Origin of the sequence: Burkholderia sp. lig30 (genome assembly GCF_000687455.2) — a bacterium.
GTDB lineage: Bacteria > Pseudomonadota > Gammaproteobacteria > Burkholderiales > Burkholderiaceae > Burkholderia.
Genome location: NZ_JGVW01000049.1, coordinates 158,320 through 174,848 on the forward strand (window position 1 = coordinate 158,320; position 16,529 = coordinate 174,848).

Below are 16,529 nucleotides of genomic sequence, written 5' to 3' on the forward strand. Positions count from 1 at the left end.
TTGAGAATGAACCTGTCTTCGTAATTGTGACCTGCTCATCGGTCAGGCCCCCTTTTTATGAGAGGGTACGACGGAGCTGGTCATGACTTCGACCATTTCGTACAAGGTGCTGCATCTGCTGGCAGAGACTGGCTCGCACCTTGTTGTGGCAAGAGATTTCTGGCTCCCGCCAGACATATCCCTCCTCGACTACCTTCCTACCCATCCCGCCATTGGCCTGCCGGTTCCCAGACTTGGGATGAGATTCCCGAATGCTGCCTCTCGCACGACATGCATCAGGCGTGAAGGCCTACCTGGGCGCGAAAACATGCCCCTTGTAGGGACACAACAGTCCCGGAAATTCGATTTCGGCAAAGGACATTTTGTTACAAATGTTTACAGGAAAAACTCCCATATTTCACTGCCAGTTTTTGCAATCCCCAGCTCACGTTACCGCCATTTTTGGGAGAAATTGACGAATTATGCCGTTGATTTGAGAGAACTTGATGGGTTATTGTGCGCCCCATCGAAAATTCATGCATCTCTCGTCATGTCGTTTCAGGAACCCATTTCATCTCCGGTTTTCCCGACCAGCCTGGTCCAGGCGGCTTCGTTCACGGCATCTCCTATCGGGACCGTACAGGCGCGTCTGTCAGGAGGTGTGCAATGAGAAGCACACCGTCCTATGGCGTGCGCAGCCGCCGGAGTGCGACCAACGCTGGCATCCGGCCCACCGCCCGGACGTACGGCAAGGCTCGCATCGGCACCTATGCCGAAAAGGCAGACGGCTACATCACGGTCGAGTCTGACGCGGAACGGCTGGTCGCACACATGCTGGGCATCGACCCGCGGGTGCGGTCTTTTAAACCACAGCCGTTCACGGTCGACCTGGTCAGCGAGCGGTTGCTGTTCACGCGAGAAGACGTATCCGAAGCGCGCAGTCAACGTGGCAGTCGCACTGGAGACTCTGAATACACCCCCGACTTCTCCGTTGTGCAAACCAGCGGCCTGCAGTGTGCATACGAAGTCAAACTTGAAGGCTTCGAGGGCGACTCCCAGTATTGGGCGAAGCTTGAGCGTGCCCGCGTCATCATGGAAGCGAACTGCTATCCGCTGTTTACGGTCATCGTGCCGGTCGATGAACGGCACCCGGTACTCGTCAATGCACAACTGCTGAAATCGGCGGCCTCACGTGCCAGGGCATACCTGACACCTGACGCCATCGAGCAGGTCGAACGCTATTGCGAGACGGGCCCCGTTTCGCAGCGGGCATTGTGTACGGACCTTCAGATTCCAGCGAATGTCATTCCGCTCCTGTTGGTGACTGGTGTGCTGCAAGCGGACCTGACACACCATCACATTTGCGCCACGCTCGAACTGTCTCAGGCCTTCGGCGACCTCAGTCACCTCTGCCTGATTGAGGGGTTGCGGCCATGAAGTCGGACTTTCTCAAGGGCGACAAGCTGGCGGTACCCGGAAATTCGGAAAGCTATTTCGAAGTGCTTGACAGTCATCTCCATGCCGGCTGCATCCACATCTTCGATGCAGAGAAGCGCGAAGACCGGTATGAAGACGACACAAAGATTCGGGCCGCCATTTCCTCTGGCGACCGGATACTGCATCGAAAAGGAATGCCGCGCGTCAGCGTTGCCGCCCAGTACGACAATACGCCGTTGCGCGAGCGCATCCGCGTCATGACCGATGCCTTGCGGCGCATTGATGCAATTTGCAAGCAACGTGGCATTGAATTTGGCACGGCCATTCCTTTTGCACGTGACGCGTACGAAAGAGAGCAGGCCGGCCAGCGTCTGGTTGGTCCATTTCCTTCCCGCGCGACCCTTTTCAGGGCACTTAACAAGCAGCGACTTGGACTTCCCGTTCTCAAGGGAGACAAGAACAAGGGCAATGACACGCCTAGGCATTCAAAAGAGCTCCGCGAGTTCATAAAAACGGCAATCAAGGAATATTTTCTCGTCACCGAATCGAAATGGACGATTCTGAAGGTGACGGAATATGTCAACCGTGAAGCGCGCCGCCGCCATTTGCATGTCGCCAAGGATGAAATAAGCCGGAAATTCGTTGCCAGCCTGGTCGACGAAGCGACTGTTGACGCTGAGTATGACCGCATGGACCCGCTCGACCGGGTTGCCGGCAAGTCGTATGCAACGAAGCGAATCCGGGCCCCATTTCCGTTTGCACGCATCGAACAGGATGCGCTACACCTGCCTTTCGTCGTGAAAACATCTGACAGCATCTCACGGGATGTCTGGTTGGTTCTCGCTATCGATGTTTGCACTGGATACCCCGTCGGATGGAATCTCGTGATTGGCCAACCACGTGAGATGGATTCGCTGCGGTGCCTCGAGATGTATCTGACACCTGCCAAGGACGCTCGCTTTAAAGCGCTGGGCATCAAACATACCCTGAATATATATGGCACAGCCGTCCAGATTATTTTTGACAACGGCCCCGAGGTTAAAGGGACGCGCATTGTTCGTCTCGAAGTTCTGGAAATGGATGTCAAGCACTGCAAGGCCAAGGAAGCTCAGGGCAAGCCATTCATCGAGCGCTTGAACAAATCATTGAAAGAAGCATTGGAACTCCTGGAGGGCTGCACGCGTTTTAACAGAAAGGATGGCCAGCGTGACCCGGTCGCGCTGGGCGATAAGTTGATGACCGCCGAAGAACTCGAATGCTGGATTGTCAGATGGCTCTATGAGGACTGGGTCAACAGTCCGCTCGACCGCCTGCGCTGGGACGAATTGCTGATTGATTCAGTCAAGGGCAAAACGCCGCTCGAGCGGATGAAATGGGCGACCGAAGAGGCGGGTTATCCCATCCCAATGCCGCCGCCGCGTCAGGAGTGGATGGCCGCGCTCTATGAACACAGGATGTGCACGTTAAATGCGAAAACTGGTATCGCCATTGAAGGGTTTCGCTACAAGGGCAAGGCCATTACCTACCTGCTTGGCAAGTATGGCGACCACGCGCAGCTCCATGTGGTCTACAACCCTGACGATTTTCGCGAAGTGTACGTATACGAAGGCCGCGAGTTTCCGCTCGTCACGCTGACACACGAGCACGTCCGCCCCGAGACGCCCGCGTGGACATTCAATGAAGCCAAGGAACGGTTCAAGTATGATAAGGATAGCGAACCGATTCCGCCGGAAAAAGAGCAATTCCAGAATGACCTCGATGCTGAAGTCACCAAAAACAAGCCGGCCCGCCGGACTCGCAGAAAGCGCACGGAAAGTCAGGAAGCCACGCGTCGCTCCAAAGTCCAGGCCGCTGTCCAACGTGCCGTCGACAACCCACTTTCGTCGGGTACGCCATTCGGGCCGCCCCGGTCGACCAATTCATCCCTTCCTGACGAAGAATTTTCATCGGATGCTGTCTCATACGACGAAGCGCCGGTGATGAATATCGTCAACAAAAAAACCGGAGAAAAACTGCTGTGACACCCGCCCAACAACTGCGTCGGGACATCGAAACCTGCGAACTTCCTCACCCGATGTTCGAGGAACATCGTCTCGCGCTCAAACGGCGTATTGACGATACTCTTGCTGGCTTTGAATCCAAAATCGTTCGGGTACCGGGGCCGAGTGGTGCCGGCAAAAGCTCGCTGATTACCAACCTGTCGCGCGATTACCCAGAATACCGTATCGACGGACGACGCCATGTTCCTGTGCTGGTGGTGAAACTGCGTTCAGGGGTATCGGCTAAAACGCTTCCCAAAAGTGTGCTGGAAGCCTTGGGCATTCGAGTGCTGCCGCGCGGCCTGACGGCCGAAGACTTGCGTAAATTGATGCTAGACCAGGTTCAGCTGGCTGGCACCCGTGTTGTGATTTTTGACGAAGCGTCCCATCTTGTCGACGAGGGCACGCGCGTATCCACGCGTGCGGCTAGCGACTGGTTCAAGACGCTCTTCGATGACCTCAAGGGGATGCTGATTCTCTTTGGTATTCCGAGGCTGGAGCGGCTTTTTTCGGCAAACGAACAACTGCGTCGACGCTCAAGCCCGGCACGAAAATTCCTGCCCTACGCTGCGAGCCATGCCAGGGAAATGGCGGCATTCCATGCTTGCGTAGCAAATTATGCCCGCCTTTTCGCTGCAGCTGGGTATCCCATCAATGTGCCCGCTCGCGCATTGACTCAGCAGTGCTATCTGCTCACCGGTGGCCTGATTGGGGTGCTTGCTGATTTCATGAAAGCGCTCGCCAGTTTGATGGCTGATGAAATGCCGCGTGCCATTACCTATGCGGATTGCCAGGCGTCGCTCGAATACGTCGACCACGCAGGGTCGCCGCATCAACTCTCTTTCCAGGATTCTGGCATCGAAGACGCCGGAGTGGCGCCAGCTGCACTGCAGCAGGCATACGTCCATGTCTTGAGCAGCAACGCGATGTCCGTGCCGGTTCGAAAAAAATCGGGAGATGAACAATGAGTCTGGCCCTCACTTACGCACCCAAGGATGATGAGTCCGGCATGGGTTACTACCGGCGGCTGGCCGCGGACAACGCGCTGTTCAGTTGGCGGAATCTGGCAGACATGGCGGGCGTCGAGCACAATCGCCGCGCCTTGCTGACTCGCACCGGCGATGTTGCTGAGAACCTTGGGCTTGAATCCACCTGGACCGAATTCACGCGGCAGCAGGAGGAACACTGCAGGAGCTGGGGACGTTTGCATCGCGCGCAATCCGATGCCGTGTGTCCGGCCTGCCTGGCAGAATCGCCGCACCTGCGCCACTATTGGGAACACGTCTATGTCACCGCATGCCCGTCGCACCGGACTCTGCTCATTGACCGATGCTTCGCATGCGGAGAACACCTTTCTCCCAACCGGCTTTACCTTGGCTTGTGCACATGTGGCCAGGACCTGAGCAGCCTGCCTCATGTGCCGGCAACGAAAGCCCAGCAGTGGCTGTCGACGCTGATTGCAAGCGCCGGACGTCAATCAGGTAGCAAGCCCGTCCTGCACAACGTGGACATCAGCATACTGGCGAAGGTAATCCGGACGCTCTGCCTGCATGCAAACCCGACGCAGCCAGGGTTGCCACGCGGCACGGCACTGCCGAAATCTGTTGGTGAAGCGGTCGAATTTCTCGCGCCACTCGAAGACTTGCTGGCTGACTGGCCGAAGGGTTTTCAGGTACACGTCGAGCAGCGTATTGCGGCGGGCCGCAAGAATGCCCGCACGTTGAATACGTTATTGGGTGAGTGGTACATCGGCTTGCGCAAGCTCTGTCAGGACACGGCACTTGAGCCGCTACTGCAAATCATCATCGACGTCGCAGCCGTGAAATCTGATTGCGTTCTTGGCCTGGATTCGACGAAGGACCTTGCCGAAGATGCGACCGGGTATATGCGGGCGCCGGATGCCGCGAAGGCCATCGGCATCAGCGCCTCGCGCCTGAATGACTCCATTCAGGCTGGCGAATGTGAGCACCGTGCACGACGCACTGGCACGCGCGGTCAGTTGTTCGAAATTCCCTGTTCTGAAGTTGAGCGTATCCAGCGGCACCGTACCGAATGGATTTCCGACGTTGACGCCTGCGAACTGGCGGGCGTTCCACCCGTCGTGCTCGAACGCATGAAAGCAGCGGGCGTTATCCGGTCAAACGCCCGCTGGCGCGAAGACCTGATGAAGGGCGGTCCGGTCGAACGCCAGTCCATGCTCGATTTGTATGAGCGCGTGGAACGGTGGGCCGAACCCATCACGGTGGCCGATGATTCGACGCTCACATGGGCGCAACTGACCAGCCGGCGCATGGGTGACCAAAGGGCTATCGAGTCGCTGATGCAGGCCATCGCGAGCGGCAAGGTGAAAGCCGTCGCGCGTGGTCGGACACTGGGCGAAATGTGCTTCCTGAGGACGGACGTGTCGCAGTATTTCGGCACACCTCTGCTCGAGGCCGGCATGTCGATTCAGCAACTGGCCAAAGCGACCGGATGGAAATGGGAGTCTATCCAGAATTGGGTGGACGAAGGGCTGCTGGCATCAGAACTGATTCAACGACGTGGCCAGCCTTGTCGCGTCGTGCTGCCGCACCAACTGCTGGAGTTCCGGCAAGCCTACGTCCCGCTCGCAGACCTGGCCCGTGCCATGGGTACGAGGTCGTCGGCGCTGTCGCGCTTGTTGCCCGGCGTCGAACTGGTCGGTGCGAAACAGCTTCGTGATGGCGCCATGCGGGGCGGGCTGATTCGTATCGCCGACCTCGGCAGGCTGGCGATTCTCGGTGCGAGAGCTGGGCACGACCTGTTCGTACCAGCGCACCTTACGCAATGAGTGGGCCGGCGAGCATGTTTGGGGCGATGAGGACAGTACGTCGAAGCACTGGCGGGTCGTTCGGCGCGCCGACGAACTGCCCGCTTCCCCTCACGAGACACGCAGCGGCATATCTGAAGGGCGTGAAATTCAACCACCAACAGGAGACCACGATGCCTATCTGGAATCTGCCTTCCACATCCGAAGTGCCGGAGGTCACGTTATCTCAATGGCGCATTCTCGAGACAGACGATGGGAGCCGACATTTTGTCGGCACCGACGTGCTCGACTTGACGGGCCGGGTCAGTTCGGCGGTCGTCGCTTTTGACCGCGTCGCTCTACGGGGCAAGACGCTGTCGGGGCGCGTTTACCAGCTGGTCGGGAAAGACGGTTGGTCAAGCAATGCAGAGTATGTGTGGAAGGGATGGTGCGGGGTAAACAAGGTTAAATCGTACTCCGACGTTACCGCACACCTGCTTAATGGAGCTGACGATGACAACCCCGCATGAGCGCACGAAAGCAGTAGTTGAGGCGAGCAAGTTTTTGCAGATACGTGCATCCACCGACGACGTGGCTAACCAGGGCCATGTGCAATCAGTCGCGGTACGGCTACTTCGGCATTATCCGTTCGCCATCGACCTTGAGCTGTCCGCTGCGGCATTAACCGGAATTTGGACCATCCCTGAACGCTGACGAAGTGACCAAACAACTGTCCGAAGCAAACCAACTCACTATTGATATTGGACGAACATGATGGAAACGAGCGCCGTGCCTGAAGAATTTCCCCACGAATCGACGCCGGCAGTCGTTCCCGGCGCCCAGCCGAAAGTTTGCGCCAGGTTATCGTATGGCGTCTATGTCACGGGACAAACAGACGACGAGCGTCGGGAGCGCTGGCTTCTCTGCGAAGACCTCGCAAAGCAGCTCGTTCCCGTAGCGCGGAAAGACGCGCTGTCGCACCCGCAGCACTCTACACATCGGACGCTCGAACGCGTCCGGGTGTCGGTTGCTCGTAAGGCTTGGGTATCGCCCGAAGAACTCGCATGGCTCATGTGGCGTTTGCAGGCGCTACTCGGCTGGCAACCATGAGCGACTTCGCCCGTGACCCTCTTAGCCAACACCGATGGAAAGCGGTCGTCGCGTGCTAGCAGTCACCATCACTGACTTCGTTAGATTCGATGCTTTATCGACATCGATTCCGCCTTCCCCGGAAGGCTCAGCCTGAGCATATCCATGGCCTTGAGTCGCCGGGTGGTGAGGCTGAGCCCAGCCCTCCCTACGGCACTGATGCCCGGGAAAGCCTTCCACTCAGCCGCGCCACCCTTACTGTCACCGGTATGGAGCCGCCTCGCCCGCCAGCCTCTACGCGTCCTCCGGGACGCTAGCTTCGCCATCCCGTTGCCGATATCTCAGACGCTTTCCCCGCAGTCTCGGCTTTCCCCTGCGCGCTGCCGGTGGATTCAGCCCCCGTTCACGCAAGCGGCATTGCGTCGTGCCACCGAAGCCAACCGGACGGGTTGGGCGGCCCTCCTGCCCGGCGGCTCGATGACTCGGCGGGCAGGCACGAACGCACTGCACAACGGTATAGGGCTCGAATGCGCCACAATGAGTAGCAACTCGTGCATTGTATTATTCAATCGTTCAGTGCTCACCAATAGTGACTCATTCAAGGCGAGCTAGAAGCTCTAATCGAATGCGCGGTAACGGACGGATGAGCGTCAAAGAGCTCCCGCATGCCCGGCGCATACGCAATCGACTTACGCAAACAACGGCAAAACATGCATCACATCTCTCCCCTCAATGACTCGGCTTCGGTTCACTGGCTTGAACACCTGTCCGAAAATCTCGAACATCTGCCCGCCGATGCGCGACGCACCGCCGCTATGTCATAGCTCGATTAGACGACCGCACTGAATTGCTGCTGGTCGAGAGAAATAGTTGCAATGATGGACTCGAACTCGGCCATCAAGTCTGGATGGTGTTGGGCAATGTATTGCCGTGCGGATTCATTTTCGAGTAGCTTCGCGAGATATCCTTTCGCAAGCACCAAGTTCAACACGTCCTGGCCATAGGTCTGTTCCACGAGCTTATACTGCCCCTGAAGATTACTCATCTCCCGCTCCATTTTCGCCATCTGCTCCGGGCTAACGCCGGTCAGTTTGCGGGGCTTCTTGCCCTCCACAAGACGGGCCGCTGGCGTGGCCACTAATAATGCCTCGGCATAGGAAACCGAGACATTGTTCGCAGCCACCATCAACTCAACGCATTCGACCTGCCGCGTGGGTTTCATCTTCCGAATAGCGCGAACAAGTTCCGGCGAGAACCGCCGGTCTCCGAGAAGTTCAACCGCTTCCGGGCAAACGCCGTCGAGAAGCGACATCTTTTTCAAAATCTGCGATACGTCCACGGAAAGAGCTTTCGCCAACCGTTCGGGCGATACGCCTCTGTCAATTACACGCCGTATCATATAGTGCTCTTGGATTGTCGAGAGGCGATTGACTCGGTTGTTATAGGTGTAGCTCTCGTCATCGGTCGCGACAATGCAGGCAACCCGCTCGTGCCCCAAGTCCTGGATGGCACGTAAGCGTAGATGCCCATCCAGCAAAACATGTTGCCCTGAAGACTGGTCCGCAGGCGTTACGGAAAGCGGTTCGATGAGTCCTATCTCCTCAATGGAGGTTCTTATCTGCTTGAATTTACGCGATTCGACCACGGGCGTCGGTATTCGGCGCGATGGCAAGATGCTGGAGACAGGCACCGACAATGGCTCGGGGATGAATCCAAGAGTTACACCAGTCATGTAGCACTCCCGCTGGGCCACACGCGTTCGGCGAGATACTTCGGCAGGCTGGCCAGTCCCTCCGCGCGCAGCAGATTGACGAAGTTCTCATCGGCAAACAGTTGCCTCAATGCACCGACGACAAACAGCAACCGCTGCTGTGTGAATTCGGCCTTTCTGACCATGGATTTCTGACGCTCTACCTCGTGCTCATACGTGCGCACGAGACTCGATGTCGTGACGGCGGCGGACTTGCTCGTCATATTGTGCGCCGTGCTTCGTCCGAGTGCTTTCCTGCGCTCGATGACGCGGCGCGCGCTCATCAGTTGCTTACCCCGCAATTTCCCAGACTCGTAAGCTTCCTGGAGTGCAGCCTGAATCTCAGCGTCGTCGTCGCCGGCGCCAACAATCATGAGGGCCGCATTCAGGGGAACGAGGCCTTTCTCGACGGCAACCACAAGTCTCTCTTCTCCCTGGTGCAGAAGCGTAAGGATGCCGTGAACGTAGGTCGGCGTGAGACCTGTTTTTTCGGCAATGACCTTCGGCGCATATCCCTGCTCCTGCAATTGCCGAATGCCGGCAAGCCGTTCGATGGGGCGACACTGTCTGCGCGCGATGTTTTCAGTCAGACTCATGACGAACGCGTCCTCGTCGCTTACGCTCACCACGAGTGCGGGAATCGTCGTCTCGCCCAGCATGCGGAACGCCTTCAATCGCCCTTCGCCGCACACGAGCAGATATTTCTCGATGCCGCCGGCTGTCGCCCGTGGCGTGACCACGATTGGTTTCTTCAGGCCTATGGTCTTGATGTTGTCGACGATTTCATTGAACACTCGACTATTGCGCTCCCTCGGATTGATGACTTCAATCTGGGCAACTGGGACCATCCGGATTTCTCCGGGCTGCTGCCGCGAGTTCACGCTACTCTCCTCAGACGGGCACGCTCGGCCATTCCATATAAGTAGTCCAGCGTATCGAAGCGATAACTCTCAAACTCGATTGGATTTTGGTCGGCGAGGTGAATACGAGGTTGTCCAAAATCCAGACGTGGCAACAAGTAGTAGTCCAGCGCCGAAGCATTCGTTTGGTCGAGCCGCACCGCAACAGTGATGTCCGGCAGAAGGCTCGTATCAAAGCGTACCTTCCAGTGATTTCGTCCATTGTCATGCGCTTGGCAGCGCGCGAGCACAATGCAGGCCGTGAACTCGTCATTGACCGTCAGCAGGTCGGTTGCCGGGTCGCGTATCACCGTGCCGCCCAAATCCGCGATTTTCCGCTCCGTCTGCACAACGATTTCCGGATGCAGCTGCCGCAGGAAGCGGTTGGTCTCAATATAGCGATAATCCCGGCCAGGCGTAAAACCGACTGCCTGGTAGGCGCGAATCAGGCTGCCAAACCGGTAAACATAGACCGACGTAGAAGGCATGCCATCGGTTTCATCAATCACGACGCCGGACAGAAACCCGCGACTTCGGTACAGGTTACGCAGGCGCTCAATGAGCTCCTCATTCGAATAGTGACGCGCTCTCGCCCGCATGATGCCTTGAGCGGTGTAGAACGTCTCGCTCGGCACGATTGCCTGAAAAGCACTCTCCCTCCGAATCCACATGTCTGGAGTGTTGGTCACCCGCGTCTTCTTCAGCTTGAACGACACACGGTTGTACACGTTATTGCCGATGTATTTCTCGTTGGTCAAAACTTCGCGTACCGTCGCTCGAGTCCATTCCCGGTCAAGGTCAGTCCGCACGCGCATGCCGTTCAGACGAGCAGCGATTTCGCATTCATTGAGCGACTCGTCGATAAACCACTCGTAGATTAAATTGACGGTTCGCACTTCGCTTTCCGGTCCTGGCATGAGGATTACCCGGTCCGTCTGCAGACTTTTATGTTCGCCGCGGCGCAATTCTGTCTTCATGAGGCCGTGGTCATCGACCAAAATGCGGCGTAGTCCATAGCCAGCCGGACCGCCTTGCCGGAAACCCATCTCAATCAAACGGCACTGGCCGGCAAATACCTTCGCGGACAATTCCCGACTGTACTCGCCGGCCATCGCCCGCTTTACGCCTTTCACGATGGTCGAGACAGGTGACCCGTCGTTCTCGAACTGCTCGGCGCAGTACGCGACCTGGATGCCAGCACGGCGGCAAATGTACTCGTAATACGCGCTCTCGTCGGCATCCTGGAATCGCCCCCATCGACTCACGTCGTAGACGAGGATGACGGAGAAGTCGGCCTTGCCGTTGACCACATCGGAGATGAGATTCTGCAGTGCCTGCCGGCCGTCGATTCGAAGGCCGCTTTTACCCTCATCGGCATATGTGCGGACAATTTCGAGTCCGCGGCGGGTTGCGTAGTCTCGAATCCGGTCGCGCTGATTTTCAGTCGAATACTGCTGATGTTCAGTCGACATGCGGACGTACTCCGCTGCGCGCCCGGCAGGCGAAGTCGCTACGACCGGCGCATCCGCGTTATTGAATGACATGTTCCACCCCGCAACTCAGACACTGCACGCGGCAGGCACCGGACGCAAGTGGGCGCCGGATGCGAGCGTCGCGGCCTCACATCAGAAGGTCGCGTTCGAAAGCGAACGGTGACAAGGCAAAGGTAGCAGGCCCGACACCGATGTGTATCAAGTCATCTCTTTGCAATCATGTGGATGGCGCCGTCGGCGCAGAGAGCACGGCTATGTGGACGGTCCACGCGTTCATTTTTGCAACGCCGGCATCATCGGCATGAGACAGCACGTAGAAGCCGGAACCCAGCGGCCGAGAGAGCCCGATGACGTCCATCTTTGCAATCGGCTTGAAACTCCGTCGTGCATTACGCGTCCGCTGCATGCTGCGGTTGCGCTCCTGATATGCTGGATGCGCCGCGCGATATTCGCGCCAGTAGCTCGAGTGGCCTGCACGCCATTTCGCCTGCGCCCGGGCCTGGTTGTCGCGATAGTCGCTATCGATACGGAGCCGGTTGTGCTGCCAGTCGCGTCGACGAGCGCGCTGGCAATCTTCCGATGAGCAATAACGCTGGCGGGGAACATGCAGTAGCGGCACGAACGCGTTGCCGCAGGCGAGACAACGGCGGGGGGATTGCATGAGTGCTCTCCATGTCGGGTTGCAACGAGCGAACGCCGACGCCTCGACCAGCCACTGAAACCACTGGCCCGAGACGGGATAGGGAGAGGGGCTTACTCAGTAATTGCTTCGTTAAACGGCCATCGCAATTTGCTTGGCGCGTTAGTAGGCCAGTCTCAGAAACTTGGACATTTCTTGACCGTCGGTGTGCATCGAGCTGGTTCGCTCACGACCGACCTATGGGCGATGGCGATGGGAGAGCTTCGCCAGAAAAGTACCCCGTCATCACGCGGGCTTAGCTGCGTGGCAAGAAATCTCAGGCGATGCTTCCCAAAATCTCACCCGATGCTTCCCAGAATCCGCAGAGCCTTGTCTGACGGGCCCAAAAATCTCACGTTTTGAGTCTCGCTACACACTCCGCGTAACCGCATAGACCGAGAAAACAAGGCCCATAAGTTGAGAGACTTATGGGCCTTTTCTATCGAGTACGTCGTGCTGCTATACAGCTATGATTACCGATCAAATTTGAGCGGTTATCGCGCCTTAACTAACAAATATGGTCGGTAATTTGCATTCGATAAGCGATACCGCCGAATCGGCAGCTGGAGGTTCGCGCGGGCCGCGGCGACCCGTGGTGCGAACCCGGCCGACAGGAGCATGTGCTCCCCACACACGGATCCAGGCCGGCCAACTCTCAACCAAAGTTCCAGCTCGGGGCAGAACCAACAGTCACCTCCCCACCATCGCCCGCATCACCCCGTCCCTCCTCACCAACGCGTGATAAAGCGCCGCCGCAAAGTGCGCAAGAAACGTCGCAAAGAACGCGTAAGCCAGCCACCGATGCGCATTCCGCAGCCACGCGAACCAAACCGGATCGGCAGGCACGATCGCGGGCAGCTGCACCCCACCTCCGAGCGTCACCGGATACCCACCGGCGGAAAGCATCGCCCACCCAATCAACGGCATTGCAATCATCAGCACATACAGCACCAAATGCGACCCAAGCGCCGCAACCTTCTGCCACCCCGGCAAATCCTCCGGCAACGCCGGCGGCCGCGAGCTCAACCGCACAACAACCCGCACACAAGCGAGCACGAGCACCGCAACCCCAAGCGGCTTATGAATCGCTACAAGCGTCGCATGCCTTTCCGACACCGACGCGACCATCCCCACCCCGATAAACAGCATCGCAACGATCATCGCCGCCATGCTCCAATGCAGCACCCTCGCAGGCAGACAGAACACGTTCTTCATCATCGTTTCTCCGTAACCAGACGCGCGGCCCCAGGAACCCCAGCCTCTTCACTCGTCCTTCGCAGATAAGAATCCGCATACGCCGCAGACCTGGCCGCCAGCAGCGGATCGCCTGAAACCCGAATCCCCTCAGGAAGCACCGTCGGATCGTAATTAACATCCCGACAAGGCCCGCTCTCCTGCGCCTCCTCGCGCTCGATCACCAGCGTCCCTGCATCGATCATCGTCCGCGGCTCTGGCCAGACCCGCGTCGCATCCTCAACCGGATCACCAGGCGCCGCGAACGTAATCAGCAGATGCCATCGTTGCGGCCCTGCCGCGAGCCGCCGCGTCAGGTCTTCCTGCAGCACATTCGGCTCACCAGCCTTCGCAATCTCCCCCGCGCCCGCCGTCAGCTCCGGCACCACCCTCCACCTCACCGCCCTTCGCGTCCCCGCCGCATCCACGAGATAAAACGCATTCAACGCGTAATAACTCTGGGTGACGAAACTGGAACTCGGCTTCGCACCTTTCGCCCATGCGCGAAACGCCGCCGTCTCCGGATGCGCGGCAAAGAACGCCGCAACCTTCGCCGGATCCGGCTTCCCCGTCTTCGGATCCGGCCTACCCGCCACCGTCTGCTCATAAAACGCCTTCGGCGTCGCAACAGGAAAAACCGGCATGCTGTTCATCCCCGTCCGCCATTGCTCCCCATCCGGCGCAGTCAACCTCAACGCGAGACTCCGAATCGGCACACTGTTATCCGGCGCATACGGATTCCCGCCCGGCAACGCGAACCGTCCGACCACCGGCGTCCTCACCTTCCGAAAGAACGGTGCGGTCGAATACTTGCTCGCCTCACCGTTCCCTTCGAAGTAACCGCTCACACAAACGCCTTTCGCGTGATTCCGGCGATACCCAGGATGCAGCCCGCCATTGCGCTGCAACGCATCGACGATCCGCTGCGCGGTCAGCCGCTGCGGCGCGAGCCACCCGCCGACATACCCGAACGCCGCCGCCACACTGGCCACCGCCCCGCCAATAACGGCCCAGCGCCACCACCCGCGCCCCGGCCCATCAGGTGAAGAAAACTGATTCATAACATTCACTCCCGACCACGAGGTCATCTGTCGAACCCGCGTAAGACGACCACCAGCCAGCTTTATTCCGTCAAAATATTTCTCGCTCCCTGATGGAATAAATCCCGCCGACCGGCGTCCTACGCAACGAATCCACCCGCAAGCCGGCTCCAGGCCCGCCATGCCAACCTCCGCCCCCGACGACGACGCACTTCGCGAGCTGATCCCCAGGCTGCGCCGTTTCGCGCTCTGGCTGACCCGCGACGTCCACGCGGCCGACGATCTCGTCCAGTCTGCGCTCGAGCGCGCGCTGTCACGCTGGTCGAGCCGCCGCGACGACGCGTCGCTGCGCAGCTGGCTCTTCACGATCCTGTACCGGCGGTTTCTCGACGGTCAGCGCAGCGCGAAGCGCTACGCATGGCTGCTCGGCCGCATCAAGGAAGACGACGAGCCTCACTGGCCGTCCGCCGAACGCGAGGCGTCGGCGCGCGCGATGCTCGAAGCGTTCGGCCGTCTCTCCGACGAGCAGCGCAGCCTGCTGCTGCTCGTCGCGGTCGAGGGCTTCAGCTATCAGGAAGTCGCCGATCTGCTCGACGTGCCGATCGGTACCGTGATGTCGCGGCTCTCCCGCGCGCGCCAGGCGTTACGCAGCCTGTGCGACGGCGAGATTCCCGCCCCTGCGCTGCGATTAATGAAATGAATACCCCACCGGACGAACACGATCTCCACGCCTACGTCGACGGCCACCTCGGCGGCGACGAGCGCGCCGCCGTCGAGCGCTATCTCGCGCATCATCCGGATCGCGCGAAACGGGTGCAGCGCTGGCAGCAGGACGCGCAGCGGCTGCGCGCAGCGCTGGAGAGCGTCCCGCCGCCGTTCGAGAATCCGGCGCTCGATCCCGCGGCGATTCGCGCGCGGCGCACGGAACGCGCGCGGATGCGGTTCGCCCTCGCGGCGTCGTTCGTGTTCTGCATCGGGATCGGCACGTTCGGCGGCTGGCAGGCGCGCGGCTGGAACAGCGCATCCGCCGCGCCGATGAGCGACGCGGTCGAGGCGTACAGGCTGATGGTGGTCGATCGCAGCGCGCAGGTCGATTTCACGCCGAGCGGGCCAGGTGAGCTGCAGGCGTGGCTCGCCCGGCGCGTCGGCCCGGGCGTGACGCTTCCGGATTTGACCGCTGCGGGCTTCAGGCCGGTCGGTGGGCGCCTCTTCGCGACCGAGCGCGGCGCGGCCGCTATGGTGCTGTACGAGGACGTCTCCGGACGCACCTTGAGCTTCTATGTGCGTCCGCCCGAGTCGGCGCATCGTCTGCTTCCCGCCGGCAAGCGCGCCGACGGTGAGCTGCTCGCGCGTTATGGCTCACTGCACGGCTTCAACTACGCGATTGTCGGAAACGCGGACAGTGTCGGCGACCAGGCGGTAGTAAACGCCCTCGACGAGCAGATTTGATCGTTGGGCCGGGAAGCAGCATCGCCGGCCAGCAGCTGGACCCCATCGGCGCTCAACAAGACGCGTGCAACCCATGCCCGCGCTCACCATGCCAGCCGCAGCGAGGATCGCTGTAGGTCGCGTGCTCGGCGTCGAATGAAGCGGTGAGCCAAAGAAAATCACCGCTCTCACCCAACTCATCACACGAAACGCCTCCAGGCGCTGGCTTCGCTTCCACAGTCCCAAACCGCACGGTGCCGTTGAGTAACCGTCCTCCTCACCTCACGCACAGTTTCCTCAGTCGAATCGGCGTCACTTGGTTCACAGACACAGCACCTTCCTCACAGTAAGCCTTCTGTGTGAAGAAAACACAGCCGCCGGTTGCTGTGCCCACAGGGGTTTTAATATATATGTATGTAAACGTAGTAGTAGTTAACAAGCCCTGTGCCGCACAGTGGATAAGCGCCCAAACCCACTGCTGAATCAAGGCGATAGGCGATGCATAACTGTGCGGAGGACTCGTGCACAGTTCTGTGCTGTGTGGAATAACTTTTGCCGCCGATCTGGCACTTCACAGATATCCTCAATCCGTCCACTGTGAATTCTCACGTTAACGGAACGGTTGTCCAAAGGTTTCTGTGGATAACTCATCTGCACAGAACGGCTCTCGCCGACGTTGCCATTCGACCCTTGTGG

15 protein-coding genes are annotated in these 16,529 nt (G+C 59.0%); 9 read left to right on the forward strand and 6 right to left on the reverse strand.

The genetic code is table 11. From position 1 onward, the window contains the following. Positions 1–82 precede the first annotated feature (82 nt). The 7 genes from LIG30_RS25970 to LIG30_RS24965 all read left to right on the forward strand — a co-directional run bounded on the left by LIG30_RS25970 (position 83) and on the right by LIG30_RS24965 (position 6,936). Positions 83–649, forward strand: coding sequence for a hypothetical protein (locus LIG30_RS25970; protein WP_152986000.1), 567 nt, complete (start codon positions 83–85; stop codon positions 647–649). Beyond that, positions 646–1,416: a hypothetical protein gene (locus tag LIG30_RS04055; protein WP_038709826.1), complete on the forward strand. Its 771-nt coding sequence runs from the start codon at positions 646–648 to the stop codon at positions 1,414–1,416. Before LIG30_RS25970 ends, LIG30_RS04055 begins: the two co-directional genes overlap by 4 nt. Next, positions 1,413–3,437: a transposase gene (locus LIG30_RS04060; protein WP_038709828.1), complete on the forward strand. Its 2,025-nt coding sequence runs from the start codon at positions 1,413–1,415 to the stop codon at positions 3,435–3,437. Before LIG30_RS04055 ends, LIG30_RS04060 begins: the two co-directional genes overlap by 4 nt. Beyond that, entirely contained in the window at positions 3,434–4,423 is a 990-nt protein-coding gene (locus LIG30_RS04065) for a TniB family NTP-binding protein (RefSeq protein ID WP_038709830.1), read from the forward strand. Before LIG30_RS04060 ends, LIG30_RS04065 begins: the two co-directional genes overlap by 4 nt. Beyond that, a complete protein-coding gene (locus LIG30_RS04070) occupies positions 4,420–6,264 on the forward strand; it encodes a TniQ family protein (protein WP_038709831.1) in 1,845 nt (614 codons plus the stop codon). Before LIG30_RS04065 ends, LIG30_RS04070 begins: the two co-directional genes overlap by 4 nt. Before the next feature lie 152 nt (positions 6,265–6,416). Next, positions 6,417–6,752: a hypothetical protein gene (locus LIG30_RS24960; protein WP_038709971.1), complete on the forward strand. Its 336-nt coding sequence runs from the start codon at positions 6,417–6,419 to the stop codon at positions 6,750–6,752. Next, positions 6,736–6,936, forward strand: coding sequence for a BPSL0761 family protein (locus LIG30_RS24965; protein ID WP_083493891.1), 201 nt, complete (start codon positions 6,736–6,738; stop codon positions 6,934–6,936). Before LIG30_RS24960 ends, LIG30_RS24965 begins: the two co-directional genes overlap by 17 nt. 1,204 nt (positions 6,937–8,140) lie before the next feature. Here LIG30_RS24965 and LIG30_RS04075 read toward each other — a convergent pair. The 6 genes from LIG30_RS04075 to LIG30_RS04095 form a co-directional block, all read right to left on the reverse strand. Continuing rightward, entirely contained in the window at positions 8,141–9,043 is a 903-nt protein-coding gene (locus tag LIG30_RS04075) for a plasmid partitioning protein RepB C-terminal domain-containing protein (protein ID WP_038709973.1), read from the reverse strand. Further along, the gene (locus LIG30_RS04080; RefSeq protein ID WP_038709834.1) at positions 9,040–9,942 is read right to left on the reverse strand and encodes a plasmid partitioning protein RepB C-terminal domain-containing protein; all 903 of its coding nucleotides are present in this window, start codon (positions 9,940–9,942) and stop codon (positions 9,040–9,042) included. The genes LIG30_RS04075 and LIG30_RS04080 overlap by 4 nt, the downstream gene beginning before the upstream one ends. Then, complete coding sequence (locus tag LIG30_RS04085) at positions 9,939–11,504, reverse strand: recombinase family protein (protein ID WP_038709836.1); 1,566 nt, start codon at positions 11,502–11,504, stop codon at positions 9,939–9,941. Before LIG30_RS04085 ends, LIG30_RS04080 begins: the two co-directional genes overlap by 4 nt. 166 nt (positions 11,505–11,670) lie before the next feature. Further along, positions 11,671–12,114: a hypothetical protein gene (locus tag LIG30_RS24975; protein ID WP_083493887.1), complete on the reverse strand. Its 444-nt coding sequence runs from the start codon at positions 12,112–12,114 to the stop codon at positions 11,671–11,673. Positions 12,115–12,822: 708 nt separating this feature from the next. After that, positions 12,823–13,350, reverse strand: coding sequence for a cytochrome b (locus LIG30_RS04090; protein ID WP_038709837.1), 528 nt, complete (start codon positions 13,348–13,350; stop codon positions 12,823–12,825). After that, entirely contained in the window at positions 13,347–14,426 is a 1,080-nt protein-coding gene (locus LIG30_RS04095; RefSeq protein ID WP_038709839.1) for a catalase family peroxidase, read from the reverse strand. Before LIG30_RS04095 ends, LIG30_RS04090 begins: the two co-directional genes overlap by 4 nt. Positions 14,427–14,586: 160 nt before the next feature. Between LIG30_RS04095 and LIG30_RS04100 the strand changes: the two genes are divergently transcribed. Both LIG30_RS04100 and LIG30_RS04105 read left to right on the forward strand, forming a co-directional pair. After that, on the forward strand, positions 14,587–15,105 hold the full coding sequence (locus tag LIG30_RS04100) for a sigma-70 family RNA polymerase sigma factor (RefSeq protein WP_038709841.1): 519 nt from the start codon (positions 14,587–14,589) through the stop codon (positions 15,103–15,105). Then, a complete protein-coding gene (locus LIG30_RS04105; protein WP_038709842.1) occupies positions 15,102–15,854 on the forward strand; it encodes an anti-sigma factor family protein in 753 nt (250 codons plus the stop codon). Before LIG30_RS04100 ends, LIG30_RS04105 begins: the two co-directional genes overlap by 4 nt. Positions 15,855–16,529 lie beyond the last annotated feature (675 nt).